Origin of the sequence: Streptomyces sp. NBC_00690 (genome assembly GCF_036226685.1) — a bacterium.
Taxonomy (GTDB): domain Bacteria; phylum Actinomycetota; class Actinomycetes; order Streptomycetales; family Streptomycetaceae; genus Streptomyces.
The window spans coordinates 939,288-954,039 of sequence record NZ_CP109009.1 but is presented as its reverse complement, the minus strand read 5'-3'; the positions used below and the strand labels follow the sequence as shown (position 1 = coordinate 954,039).

The 14,752-nt window shown below is 66.4% G+C and carries 15 protein-coding genes; 6 read left to right on the top strand and 9 right to left on the bottom strand.

Going from position 1 to position 14,752, the window contains the following annotated elements:
* Window positions 1-37 precede the first annotated feature (37 nt).
* The 7 genes from OID54_RS04200 to OID54_RS04170 all read right to left on the bottom strand — a co-directional run bounded on the left by OID54_RS04200 (window position 38) and on the right by OID54_RS04170 (window position 5,807).
* Window positions 38-622: a dihydrofolate reductase family protein gene (locus OID54_RS04200; RefSeq protein WP_329014066.1), complete on the bottom strand. Its 585-nt coding sequence runs from the start codon at window positions 620-622 to the stop codon at window positions 38-40.
* A gap of 234 nt (window positions 623-856) precedes the next feature.
* Window positions 857-1,252 carry a peptidase inhibitor family I36 protein gene (locus OID54_RS04195; protein ID WP_329014063.1) on the bottom strand — a complete coding sequence of 132 codons (396 nt, stop codon included), beginning with the start codon at window positions 1,250-1,252 and terminating at the stop codon, window positions 857-859.
* A gap of 584 nt (window positions 1,253-1,836) precedes the next feature.
* Window positions 1,837-2,433: an HAAS signaling domain-containing protein gene (locus OID54_RS04190; protein ID WP_329014059.1), complete on the bottom strand. Its 597-nt coding sequence runs from the start codon at window positions 2,431-2,433 to the stop codon at window positions 1,837-1,839.
* A complete protein-coding gene (locus tag OID54_RS04185; RefSeq protein ID WP_329014056.1) occupies window positions 2,430-2,804 on the bottom strand; it encodes a PadR family transcriptional regulator in 375 nt (124 codons plus the stop codon). Before OID54_RS04185 ends, OID54_RS04190 begins: the two co-directional genes overlap by 4 nt.
* Before the next feature lie 575 nt (window positions 2,805-3,379).
* On the bottom strand, window positions 3,380-3,823 hold the full coding sequence (locus OID54_RS04180; protein WP_329014052.1) for a TIGR03618 family F420-dependent PPOX class oxidoreductase: 444 nt from the start codon (window positions 3,821-3,823) through the stop codon (window positions 3,380-3,382).
* 272 nt (window positions 3,824-4,095) lie between these two features.
* Window positions 4,096-4,548, bottom strand: coding sequence for a VOC family protein (locus OID54_RS04175; RefSeq protein WP_329014049.1), 453 nt, complete (start codon window positions 4,546-4,548; stop codon window positions 4,096-4,098).
* Window positions 4,549-4,916: 368 nt separating this feature from the next.
* A complete protein-coding gene (locus OID54_RS04170) occupies window positions 4,917-5,807 on the bottom strand; it encodes an SDR family oxidoreductase (protein WP_329014046.1) in 891 nt (296 codons plus the stop codon).
* Window positions 5,808-5,896: 89 nt separating this feature from the next.
* Here OID54_RS04170 and OID54_RS04165 point away from each other — a divergent pair, with 89 nt between their 5' ends.
* Complete coding sequence (locus tag OID54_RS04165; protein ID WP_329014042.1) at window positions 5,897-6,343, top strand: MarR family winged helix-turn-helix transcriptional regulator; 447 nt, start codon at window positions 5,897-5,899, stop codon at window positions 6,341-6,343.
* Between the two features lie 454 nt (window positions 6,344-6,797).
* Here the strand turns inward: OID54_RS04165 and OID54_RS04160 are convergent, their stop codons facing one another.
* On the bottom strand, window positions 6,798-7,571 hold the full coding sequence (locus tag OID54_RS04160; protein WP_329014040.1) for a glucose 1-dehydrogenase: 774 nt from the start codon (window positions 7,569-7,571) through the stop codon (window positions 6,798-6,800).
* Between the two features lie 387 nt (window positions 7,572-7,958).
* Here OID54_RS04160 and OID54_RS04155 point away from each other — a divergent pair, with 387 nt between their 5' ends.
* Window positions 7,959-8,399 carry a VOC family protein gene (locus OID54_RS04155; RefSeq protein WP_329014037.1) on the top strand — a complete coding sequence of 147 codons (441 nt, stop codon included), beginning with the start codon at window positions 7,959-7,961 and terminating at the stop codon, window positions 8,397-8,399.
* Window positions 8,400-8,542: 143 nt separating this feature from the next.
* Here the strand turns inward: OID54_RS04155 and OID54_RS04150 are convergent, their stop codons facing one another.
* Window positions 8,543-8,776 (bottom strand): hypothetical protein, encoded by a 234-nt coding sequence (locus OID54_RS04150; protein ID WP_329014033.1) that lies wholly within the window; start codon window positions 8,774-8,776, stop codon window positions 8,543-8,545.
* Window positions 8,777-9,548: 772 nt separating this feature from the next.
* Between OID54_RS04150 and thrS the strand changes: the two genes are divergently transcribed.
* From thrS to htpG, 4 genes are all read left to right on the top strand, one after another.
* Window positions 9,549-10,775: a threonine--tRNA ligase gene (gene thrS, locus OID54_RS04145; protein ID WP_329027258.1), complete on the top strand. Its 1,227-nt coding sequence runs from the start codon at window positions 9,549-9,551 to the stop codon at window positions 10,773-10,775.
* A 384-nt stretch (window positions 10,776-11,159) separates the two neighbouring features.
* Window positions 11,160-11,702 (top strand): class I SAM-dependent DNA methyltransferase, encoded by a 543-nt coding sequence (locus OID54_RS04140; RefSeq protein WP_329014031.1) that lies wholly within the window; start codon window positions 11,160-11,162, stop codon window positions 11,700-11,702.
* 187 nt (window positions 11,703-11,889) lie between these two features.
* The gene (locus tag OID54_RS04135; protein WP_329014028.1) at window positions 11,890-12,540 is read left to right on the top strand and encodes a type III effector protein; all 651 of its coding nucleotides are present in this window, start codon (window positions 11,890-11,892) and stop codon (window positions 12,538-12,540) included.
* 129 nt (window positions 12,541-12,669) lie between these two features.
* On the top strand, window positions 12,670-14,592 hold the full coding sequence (htpG, locus tag OID54_RS04130; RefSeq protein WP_329014025.1) for a molecular chaperone HtpG: 1,923 nt from the start codon (window positions 12,670-12,672) through the stop codon (window positions 14,590-14,592).
* The last annotated feature ends 160 nt before the right edge of the window (window positions 14,593-14,752 follow it).

Genomic DNA, 14,752 nt, shown 5'->3' with positions numbered 1-14,752 from the left:
TCATGCGGATGACCCCATCCTCTTCATGGGGAAGGTCTCAGACGCGGAGGGTGGGCCGGTAGACGAGCTCTTGGGTCTGGCCGTCGAGCGTCTGGTGATCGATCAGCTCCAGGTCGAAGTCGGCCGCACCCCGAAAGATCGGGGCAGAGCCTGTCCGACCAGTGATGACCGGGAAGATCGTCACCTGGACGCGGTCGACGAGCCCAGCGGCCATCAGTGCGCGGTTCATCGACAGGCTGCCGTGCGACCGCAGTGGCACCTCGGACTCCTCCTTGAGCCGGGCGACAACATCGACGGCGTCACCGCGCACCACCCTCGCGTCTCCCGGCCAGTCGAGGGGCTCTTCCAGTGTCGTCGAGACCACCGTCGTCGGCAGACTCCTCATCCGTGCTACCCACGGGTCACCCACTTCGGGGGCCTCGGCCCCCGGGCCCAACAGCTGCACGAACTCCCGGTAGGTGCCGGCCCCCAAGACCATCCGCTGCTCCGCGCCGTATTGGGCGAGGCGGTGGTCGAGAAACTCGGGACCCTGCTTGCCCCAGTAGCCGCCCCAGTCCCCATCACTGTAGGAGCCGTAGCCGTCCAGGCTGGAGAAGACGTCGAAGGTATAGGTAGCGGGCATTGTGCTCTCCCTGAGCGCAGTTCGATCGGGTTCAAAGAATGTAGACCCGAAAGCGCGGCAGAATTCATCGCCGCACACGAGCACTCCGGATGAATCGCCCGGTCCAGCACGGATCAGGGGCGGACCGCTGTGTATCCATCTGGACCTGGGCGGTCATCTCAGAGATGCCGGAACACACCGTACGGGTGCGGCGCCGGAGGCCGCGCCGGCCCGTGTCGAACGCTCGTCCACGGGTCAGTTTGTAGCAGCACGGCCCCCTGTACAGAATTGGTCCATCTGCCCGGCACCGTAGATTCCGCTGCCGAGGTTGCTGCTGGAACCTCCGGCAGGGAAGCCGCGGTACTCCTCATAGTCCCCGTTGCCGTCCCATCTCCAGAGCATGCCGTCCACGTTCAGGTTGTTGTCGTACGACCTGACGTGCCCGAAGGAGGAGAAGTCCGTCATGTAGCGACAGGCGTACAGACTGCCGGTGGCGATCCGATCGCCACCGAAATTGATGGAGTCGTAGAAACACAGCGAATTGGACGGGCAGTTACTGGCAGCCGCTGCAGGCGGTCCGGATACGAGTATCCCTGCACCTGCCAAGATGAACGCAGAGGCCAAGGTGGCAGCTTGCTTCTTCCAGCTCATTCAATTCCCCATTTCTGTTTGATGTGTCCGTGCGCGCTGTGCCGTTGTGCTGAGGCGACGGAAGGCTGCCCTGCCGCCGCACTGATGAACCGCCGGAACGCGCCCCGGTGACTGAAAGGGGAACCCTCCTGGCGCCGGAGTAGCTGTGGAAGGCGACGGAGACTCAGGAGGAAGATAGAAAAATTGCTGGCAGGGAAGGGTATTCGGTCAGCTGTGTCGAGTTCCTACGGAGTTCTTTCACCCAGCCCTTCGTAGCCTTGTGCTCCTCTATCACCGGGTTTCCCCTGACCGACTCGTCGCCACGGTCGTCGTCCTGGCCGCCCTGGTGGATATCTCCACCCAAGCCCCCGGCATCTTCTGCTGCGGAGCGATCACGCGGCGATAGGTTCCGATCTGAGCCGCGGCACGTCCGCTCATGGGAATCTGGTGCGTGCGCGCGGAGCCGTTCTCGACCGGGACATCGATGCCTCGATCGATGTCGCCAAGACCGCTGGGCTGTCGGTATCGGCCAGCGAAGCTGGAGGCCGTGTCGCATCTCTTGGGGCTGTGGCCATCTGTGGAGAACCAGGTGCCGCAACCGTCTATCAGACGCGGCGGATGCGCCAGAGCCATAGGGCAGTGCCCGCTATCAGGGCGAGCGAGCCCATGTTGGCCAGGAGAGCCGGGATTTCTGGCGCCGCGTGGCCCGAGATCAGGTTCCAGGTGGTGAAGACGGTGATCGGCAAGATGAGGGTGAGCAGTACGCCGATGGTCTTCTGGACTGCGGTCCAGTACACCGAGGTGCACAGAAGTACCGCGCCGATCAGGCGGAACAGTGCGGCGACCACCGAGCCGGGGGTGTTGGAGAGCAGCATGGTGGCGGGCGGCGCGATGGTGAGCATCAGCAGTGGGACCAGGGGGTGTACCTTGCCGCGCCGGGCGGGTGCATCGGCATCGCTCAGGGCCGGGGCCCCGGCCGTTCCGTTCCCTGCTTCGACCAGCGCTGTCGCCGCGATCGTGCGGGGGTCCCCCAACTCCGCCAGGATCTCGCCGATCGTGGCGTCGGGGCGCTCGGCGCGCGTCACCTCGATGTGCTCCGCGAGGTCGGCGAGGAGTTCCTGACGACGGTCGGCAGGAAGCGCGGAGGACTCGCGCTCGACCGCGGAGAGGTAGTCGCGTACGGGCTCGGCAGAGGTCTTCATGCGGGGTCTCCGGTGGGGGGTTGCGGGGTGGTCAGGAAGGTGTCAACGGCGTTGCGGAAGCCAGGCCAGACACGGGCGAACTCGTCGAGAGCGGCCCGGCCGCTGTCGGTGAGCGCGTAGTAGCGGCGGGGTGGGCCGGAGGCGGACTCCTGCCAGGTGGTGGTGACCAGGTCGTCGCGCCGGAGCCGGGAGAGCAGCGGATAGACCGTGCCCCGGCCCGTAGCCAGGGCGCCGGAGTTCTCCAGGGCGTGGAGGAGTTCCACGCCGTACCGGGGGCGGTCACGCATGAGGGCGAGTACGCAGTACTCCAGGACCCCTTTGCGCAGCTGGGCGGCTGCCCGAGCTTGCTTAGTCGCATCACCTGGTTGCATGCGTTGCAAGATACCTGGTCGGGCAAGCAGGGGGGAAAGGGGGGCCTCTTTCAGTAATCGCCAGCGAGGTATTTCCGTATTTATCAGTATGAAAATGGCGAAGAGGGGGTGCTGGAGGCCGAGGGAGTGAGCGGGTCGCGCGGCTCCCGCGCTGAGATGGGGCGGGTGGTGGGGGAGGGCGATCCCCCACCGGACGGCCTCGCAGAGCGCGGCGGTTTCGAGAAGGGTCCGCGGGAGGTGCCGGGCCGACTCCGCAGAGAAGCTGATCGAAGGTCAGTTCGTCGGCCTACGGATCCCGTGCCAGAGCATCCGGGGTGACATCGAAACGCGCCGATGATCCGAACCTCATGGCGCCTGGGGTGGAATCCGAACTCCCCAACGAACGTGTGCTCGTCGAGAGCCGTGCAGCTGCAGCTGCACTACGCAGAAGCCACCCGGGAGGTCGAGACGGTGCACGCGATGGTGCGGGCCTCGGCCGGATCGCCGTGGGTGGGGGGATCGCGGCAGGTGGAGTTGACCCGTCATGGAGTGTGTCCGGATCGAACTGCAGGCCCGGGGACGTTCGATCTGCCCGTTCAGGGGGCGGGAACGGGACCGCCTGGCCGGAACCGCTCGACCCCGACGATGTGCCGCACCTTGACCGGACGCACGATCACCGCGATCCGCTGCTCACCCGGCATGATCCACTCGAACCGCTCGCCGAGGTACTTCAGGGCCAGCCGGTCCATCCGGTCGCGCGCCTCCTCGCCCTCGATGAACCGGGTCACCACACCACTGATCTGCACCCGGTCGAAGGGATCTGCTGCGTCCGCGTGTGAGAGATACACACGGGGGTCGCGACGCAGATTCTCCTCCTTCACCCGACCCACCGATGTGTTGAAGGTCAGCTCACCCTCTCCCTCCAGATCCACCCACATCGGGCTGACCTGCGGTGCACCGTCCGGGAAGACGGTTCCGACGTACCAGATGTTGGGGGCTAGGAGCCGGTCACGGACGGCCTGATCGAAGGTCGAAGTCATCCCGGAAGGCTACCAACCACGATCGGCAGAGCGATCTCAAGCGCTCATTCGCCCACAGTTGGGGCAAGGACAAGTCGACGCGTTGGGCGACGGGTTGGGTGACGGTGGTGGCTCAACTTCTGTGGACGTCTCACGAGAGCCCCGCTGCGCTCAGGGTAGAGACATCGCCCTTGGCCGGCGCCCCTCAACCTGTATCGGGAACACCAGTGCCTGGGTCCGGAAGCCGAGTTGGAACACGAACTCGGTGGTGGACGGTGTCGAACGTCAGTGGGTTAGCGGTCATCGGGGGTCGGGTCGGCGAGGATGCCCTGGAGGAGACCGGTTGCTTGGCCGACCTCGATGAGATAGCCGTCAGGATCGCGTAGATAGCAGCGCAGCTCGGCCTTTCGGTCAATTGGCGGGGTAAGGAACTGCGCGCCCTTCGCGCTCCAGAGTCGGTAACAGGCGTCGATGTCCGCCACGCGGATGTTGAGGAAGCTGGATGCCGTACCGGGGTCGTTGGGCGGTCGGAGGGTGACGTCGGGTTTGTCGGGGGTGGGGCCGCCTCCCGGGTTCATGATGAGCCAGCTGTTGGCGAGCTTGACGATGCATGGGTTCTCGGTGAGGACGACCTCACCGCCGAGGACCTCGGTGTAGAACGCCCGGGACCGGCCCACGTCCCCCACGGTGAGGAAGTGGGTGAGCAGCAACCCGGAGGCCGGGGCCGGGAGGTCTTCGCTGTGCATGACGGTGGCTCCTCTGCTGTTCCGTACCAGGCCCGTGCGCGGCAGCCCCCGGTACGGTGATGGCCCCCTTCTTCCATCCCTTTCGTCATCATCGGCCCGCGCCCACCGAAGGCGTACCGCCCTCCGGATGAACCGAACGGGCCCACACAGCACCAAGGCCAGTCCCTACCTCCCACCGCATCGGTCGAGCCCGCAACCACGACGACGTCCTTCAGCCACGCGATGACGGGAACCCCGACGAACGGACCGCCCATGCGCATGCCCCGCGTCCACACCCGGCGCCTTGAGCTAGTCGGCCCGGCTGGTGGCCCGCGACCGCGTCAGGCGATGCCCGGATGCCCGCCGGGCAGCCGACGTTGTGCGCAGGGTCAGGCCGGGTCGGGGAGTGAGGGGGTGTGCGTGGTCAGCTGAGCGCTGATGTTCCACAGGCGGCCCGCGAGCGTTGTGTCATAGGAGACAGGAGTGGTGCGGGTCGGATTCCCCTTCCGGTCGAAGAAGAAGCCGTTGTCGGTGTCGAGGCGGTCGGCTCCAGCCAGGGCGACCGAGGCCCGTGCGCCGGTGTCCGCGCTGGTGCTGAGGGCCGCGAACAGGCTGAAGGGGAAGGGCGGTCGCATGGCGGTGCGTACGAAGCCCGGTTCCAGCGCGGTGGCACTCAGTCCGCCCGGACCATCCGCTCCGTCCACCTCCAGACGGCGGGCGAGTTCGTAGGTGAACAGGACGTTGGCGAGCTTGGATTGGTTGTAGGCGCGTTGCTGCGAGTACCGGCGACTGCTCTGGAGGTCGTCGAGATCGATGCGGCCCATGGCCTGGGCGGCGGAGCTGACCGTGATCACACGGGCGGGCCCGGAGGCGCGCATGGTCGGGAGTAGCAGATGGGTGAGGAGGAAGGGGGCGAGGTGGTTGATGGCGAGGGTTTCTTCCAGCCCGTCGGTGGTCTCGCGGCGGCGGGGGTTGATGACTCCGGCGTTGTTGATGAGGACGTGCAGCTGCTCATGGTCGGCGATGACGGCTTGGGCGAGCCGGTGAATGGAGTGTTGTGAAGAGAGGTCTGCCAGGCGGACCTCGACCGAGGGGTTACCCGTGGTGTTGGTGATCTCATTGCGGGTCGCCTCCCCGCGATCGGCGTTGCGGGCGCCCAGGATGACGGTGGCCCCGCGGCCGGCCAGTGCCTTCGCGGTGGCCCGGCCGATTCCGCTGGTGGCTCCGGTGATGAGGATTGTCCGTCCTGCGAGGACGGATCTGTTGCGGTCATCCGACATTCACGACCCCCAAGAAGTAGTTGTATTGCAACCATTACATCCTTGGATATGGTTGTCAAACAACCACTACTTTGAGGTATCTTGGGGAGATGGACGACGCATCACCGCAGGGCGACATCGTGCCCTTGGCGTACCGGCTGACGGAACGGCTCACCGCGCACTACTTCGCGCGTATCGCCGAGTTCGGACTCTCCCGATCCGAAGCCAAGGCCCTTGTCGCCCTTCAACCGGGGGAGTCGGTACTGATCGGCAAGGTCGCCGAAATCCTCTGGGCCGACCGCTCCAACACGACCAACCTGATCAACAGGCTGGTCGGCCGTGGCCTGGTCGAGCGCCGCTCGGGCAGCGCCGCGGGTCTCACCGACGGACGGGCCCGGGCCATCGTCCTCACCCCCGAGGGAGAGGAACTGCGGCGACGCCTGCTGGAGCGCACTGCCGAGGGCAACCCTGTGTACGGAGACCTCTCCCCCCGCGAACTCCATCAACTGCGCGGTCTGCTGATCCGCCTGGACCAACACGCACAGGCCCAGCCGTGACCTGGGTACTCAAGGGCTGGCTAGCCGGGGCGTGAATGCCGCCAAGGGCGGCACACGCCACTGGTGCTGAGATCACCTGGAGGAGTCGCGAGCGTGCTGCTGCCCGTCCTCGCCGCCCTTGTGCTCTCCGTGTTGTGAGCGGCGTTGCATATCCGCACCTGCCAGTCGTGCACATGGCAGGCCCGCGGGCGAGCTGAGGGGAAGGGTGACCTGCTCGCCGATGCCGTGTCTTCACCCACCGTAGGCAAGGGGCCAGATCGGGGCTGCTCGCCGAGCGGCTGGCGCCGGTGGCCGTGCACTACCGCGCGTACCTCACCGTACGGCGGCTCGCCCGGTTGCTCGACGTCGCACCGATGACCGTGTGCCGGGCGGCCCAGCGCCTCGGTTCGCGACTCGTGCTGGAGCCGGCCCGAGCCCTAGGCGGCCGTCCGACAGCAGGGCTCCCCGCACCACGTCACCGGCGTGGAATACCGGCAATCATCCCGCCGTCGACCACGAACTCGGCACCGGTCGTGAACGAAGAGGCATCACTCGCCAGAAACACGATCGTGTCCGCGATTTCCGATGCCTTACCGGGCCGTCCCAGCGGGATGTCAAGGCTCTCGGGGTCGATCCGCGCGGTCATCCGGGTACGCACATAGCCCGGGTGCACAGAGTTGACGCGAATTCCGGACGAGCCGAGTTCGACCGCCAGCGACTGCGACAGACCTCGAACACCGAACTTTGCCGCCGTGTACGCGTGTAGTGCTGGGCTGCCCCGGAGGCCGTCGACCGACGAGATGTTGATGATCGACCCTCCGCCCTGCGCCTTCATCTGCGGAACGACTGCCCTGCACCCGAAGAACACCCCTGTGAGATTCACAGCGATCACCGCGTTCCACCTTGCGGTGGTGAACTTCTCGATGGGCGCCGCGTTCGCAATGCCCGCATTGTTCACCAGTACGTCCAGGGTCCCGAACGCATCCACCGCCTGTCGGATCGTGTCCGCCCAACCCTTTTCGTCAGTCACGTCCAGATGCACGAAAAGAGCACCCTCACCAAGAGAGGCGGCCAGTTCGAGCCCCTGCTTGTCCGCGACGTCGGCAATCACCACGCGCGCCCCCGCCTCGTGCAGTGCTCGCACGGCAGCCGCACCGATGCCACGCGCTCCGCCCGTGACGAGCGAAACCCTTCCACCAAGGTGGATCCCGCCTGTGCCTCGCAAAGACGTCAACTCCTCGTCCCCCACTCGATTCCTTCCACAAGTGCAAAAGCAGACTGGAGAGTTCACCGTATCGCCCCTGCTGAGCCTGACCGGTCACGGTGTTGACCGGTCACCGTGATGACCCGGTCGGTGTGTGGGCCGGTCCTCTACCTTGCCCCCTGCGGAGCGTGGCTTCCGGGTCACCTGATCGGCCGAACGAGTGGGTCTCGCCGCGCGACGCCGGTGCTTGACGGGGGCGACAATGGCCCTCGGTAGTGGCGTCTGGCTCGCGGTCTTGATGTACCGGTGCTGAGGTGCAATCCAGCGTTTCGGAGTTCGGCGGTCCAAGGATGTCGAGAACCTGCCACCGGCTCCGTCCCAGGGGCATCGAGCGGCTACCACCGGTCGCACGAGGAAGAAGGAGATTCCAGCATGGCGATTCAGCGGATGGACAACGTCGGCATCGTCGTCGATGACATGGATGCCGCCATCGCGTTCTTCGTGGAACTCGGTATGGAACTGGAGGGCAGGGCGGAGGTCAAGGGGCTCGTCGCCGATCAGTGCACCGGACTTGACGGCGTCCGCTGTGACATTGCGATGGTCCGGACCCCGGATGGTCACAGCCGACTTGAGCTGGCGAAGTACCGTAGCCCCGACGTGATCAGCGCCGGGCCGCGCGATCGGCCGCACAACATTCTGGGCACGCACCGCGTCATGTTCGCCGTCGACGACATCGAGGACACCGTTGCCCGCCTGCGCCCTCACGGCGCCGAACTCGTCGGCGAGATCGCCCGGTTCGAAGACAGCTATCTGCTCTGCTACATCCGCGGCCCGGAGGGCATCATCGTCGGTCTGGCCGAGCAACTGCGCTGAGTAGGAGCAACCGACCTCAAGTTGGGACCGCGAGAATCCGAGTCGTTGTGTGGGTATCTGGTCGCGGTACGGGGCACCAGCGGGGTCCCATGCACCAGCTACCCGGGGGCATTGCGTCCGTCAGGATGGCCCGACCACTCGCATCACTCGGCTGACTCGGCGCTGAGGACGCCCGCAAACGGCAGCAGACCTGCTAGGAGCATGAGCGATCCAATGACCACCGGCGTCGCACTCGTGGCCTTGGAGTGGCGAGAGTTGACTCGCCCACAGGCAGTGTCCTGCTTCTGGATCCGCCCGGCGAAGAGAGTCCGGGCGGTGATGAGACCGACCCCAGTAAGCACCATGAAGAATCCCAGGAAGACCGTCTTGGCATCCACGGATCACCGCGTCCTCTCTCAGGCAGGAACAGGGTCCAGAGCGCTACTTGCAGTTCACCTCATTACGCTCCAGTTGATGCGCCGCCCGCCCGCCGCTGCTGGAAAGACTGCCGCCTTTGTTGCGGACGGCCTTCGATATTCCCGAGATCGTAGGAGCTTTCCATAGAGGGAGGACTCTGTGCCGGGGTTGCCCGTGGCGCTTTCCAGACCCCCGGAGACACCGGGCAAGCCGAGTTCGCTGTTGTTGACCCTCGCTCCGGCTGTCGTTGGCGAGCGCGACCGCGTTGCCGATGGCGTCGGTGAGGTAGTGGTCGTGGCGGATCCCGGTCGTCATGGAGTTCAGGGTGCCTCCGGATTCCCGACTGAATCCCCGGCCTCCGCACCGGCTTGGACCGGCCCGTGCACCCAAAGCGACGCCCGGTCGGCGTCCGAGCCGGCCCGGCCAGGTCGACGAAGGCGCTCGAGGTGTTGTTACGCGGCGGTTCGTTGCCGATGCGGCACCACATCAACATGCTCGGTCGGTACTCCCTCCACATCCCGTTACTTCCCCGGTGTGCGTCCCGGGCGCGCCTGACGAGGAATGACCGTGTGGACGTCGCTCCATCCTGCTAGCGTCCAGGGCATGAAGCGCGCTGCTATGACGACGACGCCGGAGAGTGTCCCGGCGCGCTGACGGACGATCTGATCCGAAGCCCCGGGGCAAGTGCCCCGGGGCTTCGTCGTAGGCCCGGTCGCTTGCTCCGCAACCAGCAAGGAGACCGTGATGACCAGCGTGTATGACCACCGCAAACTGGGCCGCGAACTTGACCTGTTCGACACTGACCCGCTGATCGGCGCGGGCCTACCGTACTGGCTGCCCGACGGCGCGACCGTACGGCACACTCTGGAGGAGTACATCCGCACAGCCGAGCAGCGGGCGGGCTACCAGCACGTGTATTCACCGGTCCTCGGCAAGCGGGAGCTGTACGAGATCTCCGGGCACTGGGCGCACTACAGCGCCGACATGTTTCCCCCGATGGCGCTCGGCGGTGAGCAGGTCGTCCTGCGGCCCAGTCTGTGCCCTCACCACGCAGTGATCTATCGCTCCCGCTCCCACAGCTACCGCGAACTGCCCCTGCGCATGGCCGAGCTGGGTGGCATGTACCGCTCGGAGCTCTCGGGCGTGCTCGGCGGGCTGACCCGGGTGCGTGCCATCCAGCTCAACGACGCGCACATCTTCTGCACCCTGGAACAGGTCGCCGGGGAGGCGCAGGCGGCGCTGGAGATGATTCGCCGGGCGTACGAGGCGCTCGGCATCACTCCGACCCGTTACCGGCTCTCCCTCCCGGGGCCCGGTGGCAAGTACGTTGCCGCCCCTGAGAAGTGGCAACGGTCCACCGCCCTGCTGACTGACGTCCTCGACCGTTCCGGCCTGCCCTACGAGGCAGCCGAGGCAGAGGCCGCGTTCTACGGCCCCAAGATCGACGTCCAGGTCACCGACGGCGCTGGCCGGGAGTCCACCCTGTCCACTGTCCAGGTCGACTTCCACCAGCCCGAGCAGTTCGACCTGCACTACATCGGCGCGGACGGTGCCAAGCACCGCCCGGTCATGGTCCACCGCAGCATCATCGGCAGTGTGGAGCGAGCCGTCGCCCATCTCATCGAACAGCACGGTGGTGCCTTCCCCGGCTGGCTGGCCCCCACTCAGCTGGTGATCCTGCCGATCTCCGACACCGAACTGCCCAACGCCGAAGCCCTCGCCCGGCGATGTGCGAGCTCCGGGCTGCGTGCCGAGATTGCAGGACCGGACCGCGGCACCCTGGGCGCGCGTATCCGAGAGGCGCGACTGGTTCCCTACCAAGCCGTCATCGGCGCCAAGGAGGCCGCTGACGATCACGTCGCACTGCGCCTGCGTGACGGCCGCCGACTCGACCCACAGCCGGTCAGCGAGGCACTCACCCGTATCAGTGCTCTCATCGGGACCCACAGCACCGACCTGTGGGTCGACACTGCCGTGTAGCCGACGGTTCGATCGACGTCTGTTGTCGCCCGAGGCGAGGAGGCAGAAGCTCTCCGCGATGGGCCCGGCGAGGGCTTGACGGAGGGATGCGACCGGCGCCAGCAGCCGGGCTTCACCGAGCCGTTCGGCAGCCCGGCTGACCGGGGCGGAAACGGCAGCTCAAACGCACGATGGCCCTCTCCGTGTTCGCCACCATCGGGGTGATGCTCCGGGCGCCCGGGCGGGGCTTGGAGACCCCGCCTGCGGACTCCGGTGGAGGGAGAAGCCGCGGTGGTGGACCGCGTGTCATAGGGAGCACCAGCGGTACCCCTAAAGCGCGGGTGACGCGGGCATGGGGATCGGGGCAACGGACAGGTGGTGCGGTACGTGTGCCAAGGTGACCGCATGACGTGGAACGGTGACGAGTATCAGGCCAGGTTCGACCGCATCGCCGCCGACGGACAGGACGTCCATGGTGAAGCCACGATGGTCCGGTCCTTCGAGCCCACCACCGTCCTTGACGCGGGCTGCGGCACCGGTCGGGTCGCCATCGAGCTGGCCCGCTACGGAATCGCCGTGACCGGTGTGGACGTGGACGAGTCGATGCTCGCCGTCGCCCGGCGTCAGGCGCCGGAGATCCGCTGGCATCAGCATGACCTGGCCGATCTCAACCTGGGACTGTTGTTTGACGTCGTGGTGATGGCCGGCAATGTCCCCCTGTTCACCTCGCCGGGTACGGAATCGGCCCTGGTGGCCGGGGTGGCGGGCCACGTCGGTCCGGGTGGCCGTCTCATTGCGGGCTTCTCCCTCGACCGCGGATACTCGCTGGACGACTACGACGCCCACTGTCGCGCGGCGGGACTTTCCCTTGAGGCCAGATACGCCACTTGGTCCCGGGCCACCTATGAGGGCGGGATGTACGCGGTTTCAGTCCACCGCAAGCCCTGAACTCCCGACGGCTGGTACTCCCAACGGCCAATCGAGCTCCACGACATGCCCGTACGGCATGAGCACCGCCAGGATCAAGCCGTTGGGTCGACGGACCGATGCGCTTCACCGGCAGCGTCGTAATATGTCATCTCATGGATGACAGGCATGATGTCGTCGCCGTGATGACCGTCTGAGGGGGGTGCCCGTGACCGCAGCCAAGCGGCCGTCCACGACCAGCGCCAATGTCCACAGTCCGTCGTCCTTCCTCGCCGCCGCGGCGGCCCTTGCCGTCATAGACGACGCCCTGCGCCATGCCCAGCACGAGGCTCCCGACGCTGCTGGCCCCGGTCCCGAGCAGGCGCTGGCCTCCCTCGTGCTGCTGCGGCAGGTACGCGAGCAGCTCGCCGGCTGGGAAACCGGCCTGATCGAAACCGCCCGCGAGGCGGGCGCCAGCTGGGCCGATCTCGCTCGCCCCCTCGGCGTTGCCAGCCGCCAGGCGGCCGAACGCCGATACCTTCGTGGCCGACCCGGCGCCGTCGGCACTACCGGAGAGCAGCGTGTGACAGCCACCCGCCAGGCCAGGGCCGCTGAACGCGCCACTGTCACCTGGGCCCGCGCCAACGCCGCCGACCTGCGCCGTCTCGCCGGACAGATCACCGCGCTCGCCCACCTGACGCCCGAAGCGCGCTCAGCTCAGGCCGCACTGCATGCCGCCCTCGGCGCCACCGACGCCGCCGAGCTCATTGCTCCTCTGACCGGCATGCGCCCCTACCTCGATGCCCACCACACCGACCTCGTCACCTGCATGGACGCCCTCGACGACCGGCTCACGTTGACGGCAGCCGACGATGCCTGATGCCTATCGCAGAGAGTCACAGAATGCGGGTGCATTCCAGCCCGCCCAGAACCACGCCGACGGCGGGCGACGATTCGTCTCGGCCTTAATTCCCAACCATTTATGACGTTCCCACCGAAAGGGCCACACATGGGTAGCAGCAGTGTCGAGACGCTGGAATTTCAGGCTGAGACACGCCAGTTGCTCCGACTGGTGATTCACTCGATCTACTCGAACAAGGACATCTTCCTGCGCGAGCTGATCTCGAACGCCTCCGACGCACTGGACAAGCTGCGGCTGGAATCGCTGATCGACTCCAGCCTCGTCGACATCGACACCACCGACCTGCACATCGCGTTGGAGGTCGACCAGGACGCCCGCACCTTGACCGTCCGAGACAATGGGATCGGCATGAGCCGGGACGATCTCGTGGAGCTGATCGGCACGATCGCCAAGTCCGGCACCGCCGGACTGCTGGAGAAGATCAAGGAGTCCCAGGACGCCGCCACCGCCGAGAGCCTGATCGGGCAGTTCGGCGTCGGCTTCTACTCGGCGTTCATGGTTGCCGACAAGGTCATCCTGCGCACCCGGCGGGCGGGCACCGACTCCGGTACCCAGTGGGAGTCCGACGGTGAGGGCGCTTACACCGTCCAGGCCGTCGACGGCCTGCCCATGGGCACCTCGGTCACCCTGCACCTCAAGCCCGCCGACAGCGAGGACGGGCTCGCCGACTACCTCTCCGAATCGAAGATCCGTCAGATCGTCAAGCAGTACTCGGACTTCATCCGCTGGCCCATTCGGATGGCCACCGAGCGCACCGAATCCGAGGGCGAGACCACCCGCGACGTCGAAACGCTCAACTCGATGAAGGCGCTGTGGGCCCGGCCGCGCACCGAGGTGACCGAGGACGAGTACCACGAGTTCTACCAGCAGATCAGCCATGACTGGCTGGCCCCGGCCGCGACGATCCATATGCGCGCCGAAGGCACCTTCGAGTACGAGGCGCTGCTGTTCATCCCCTCGCAGGCACCCTTCGACCTGTTCTCGCGCGAGACCAAGAGCGGTGTGCAGCTGTATGTCAAGCGGGTGTTCATCATGGACGACTGCGAAGCGCTCATGCCCAACTACCTGCGCTTCGTCAAGGGTGTCGTGGACGCCCACGACCTGTCATTGAACGTCTCCCGCGAGATCCTTCAGCACGACCGCCAGATCCGGGGTGTGCGTCGGCGCCTGGTCAAGAAGGTCCTCGGTGCCATCAAGGACATGCAGTCCAAGGACGCCGAGTCCTATGGGAAGGTGTGGGCGCAGTTCGGCCGGGCGCTGAAGGAAGGTCTGGTCGAGGACTCGGACAGCTCCGAGACCCTGCTTGAGCTGGTGTCGGCCGCTTCCACGCACGACCCGGAGAAGACCACCACACTGCGCGAGTACGTCGAGCGCATGAAGGAGGGGCAGGACGCGATCTACTACCTGACCGGCGAGACCCGTGCGATGGTGGAGAACTCCCCGCACATGGAAGCCTTCACCGCCAAGGGGTATGAGGTCCTGATCCTCACTGACCCCGTCGACGAGGTGTGGGTGGACCAAGTGCCGGGCTTCGACGGCCACCGCTTGCAGTCCATCGCCAAGGGCCAGGTCGACCTTGACGAGTCCGCCGACGGCGACGAGGAGATCACCGCCGAGAAGGCTCAGCGCGACCAGGACTTCGCCGCCCTGCTGCCGTGGCTGACCACCACCCTGTCCGAGCAGGTCAAGCAGGTTCGCCTGTCGTCCCGCCTGACGACCTCGGCGGCATGCATCGTCGGTGACGCCCACGATGTGACGCCGACCCTGGAGAAGATGTATCGGGCGATGGGACAGCAACTGCCCACCGTCAAGAGGATCCTTGAACTCAACCCCGCACACCCACTGATCACCGCCTTGCGCACAGCGCACGCCGCCAACGCCGATGACGCTGCACTGGCAGAGATTGCCGAGCTGGTGTACGGCAGCGCATTGCTCGCCGAAGGGGGCGAGCTGCCCGACCCGGCCCGCTTCACCCGGCTGCTCACCGACCGCCTCACCCGGGCCCTGTAACCGTGGGTGTGGCACGACAGGGCTGAAGCGCCCGGTCGCACCCACCCCGAACTCGCCAACCCCACATGCACGTTGAACTCGCCCGCCCTGAAATCCCGTACGAGATTTCTGGGCGGGCGAGCGTGTTCAGGCTGCCTCCGCTCACCCTGACCGCACCCTC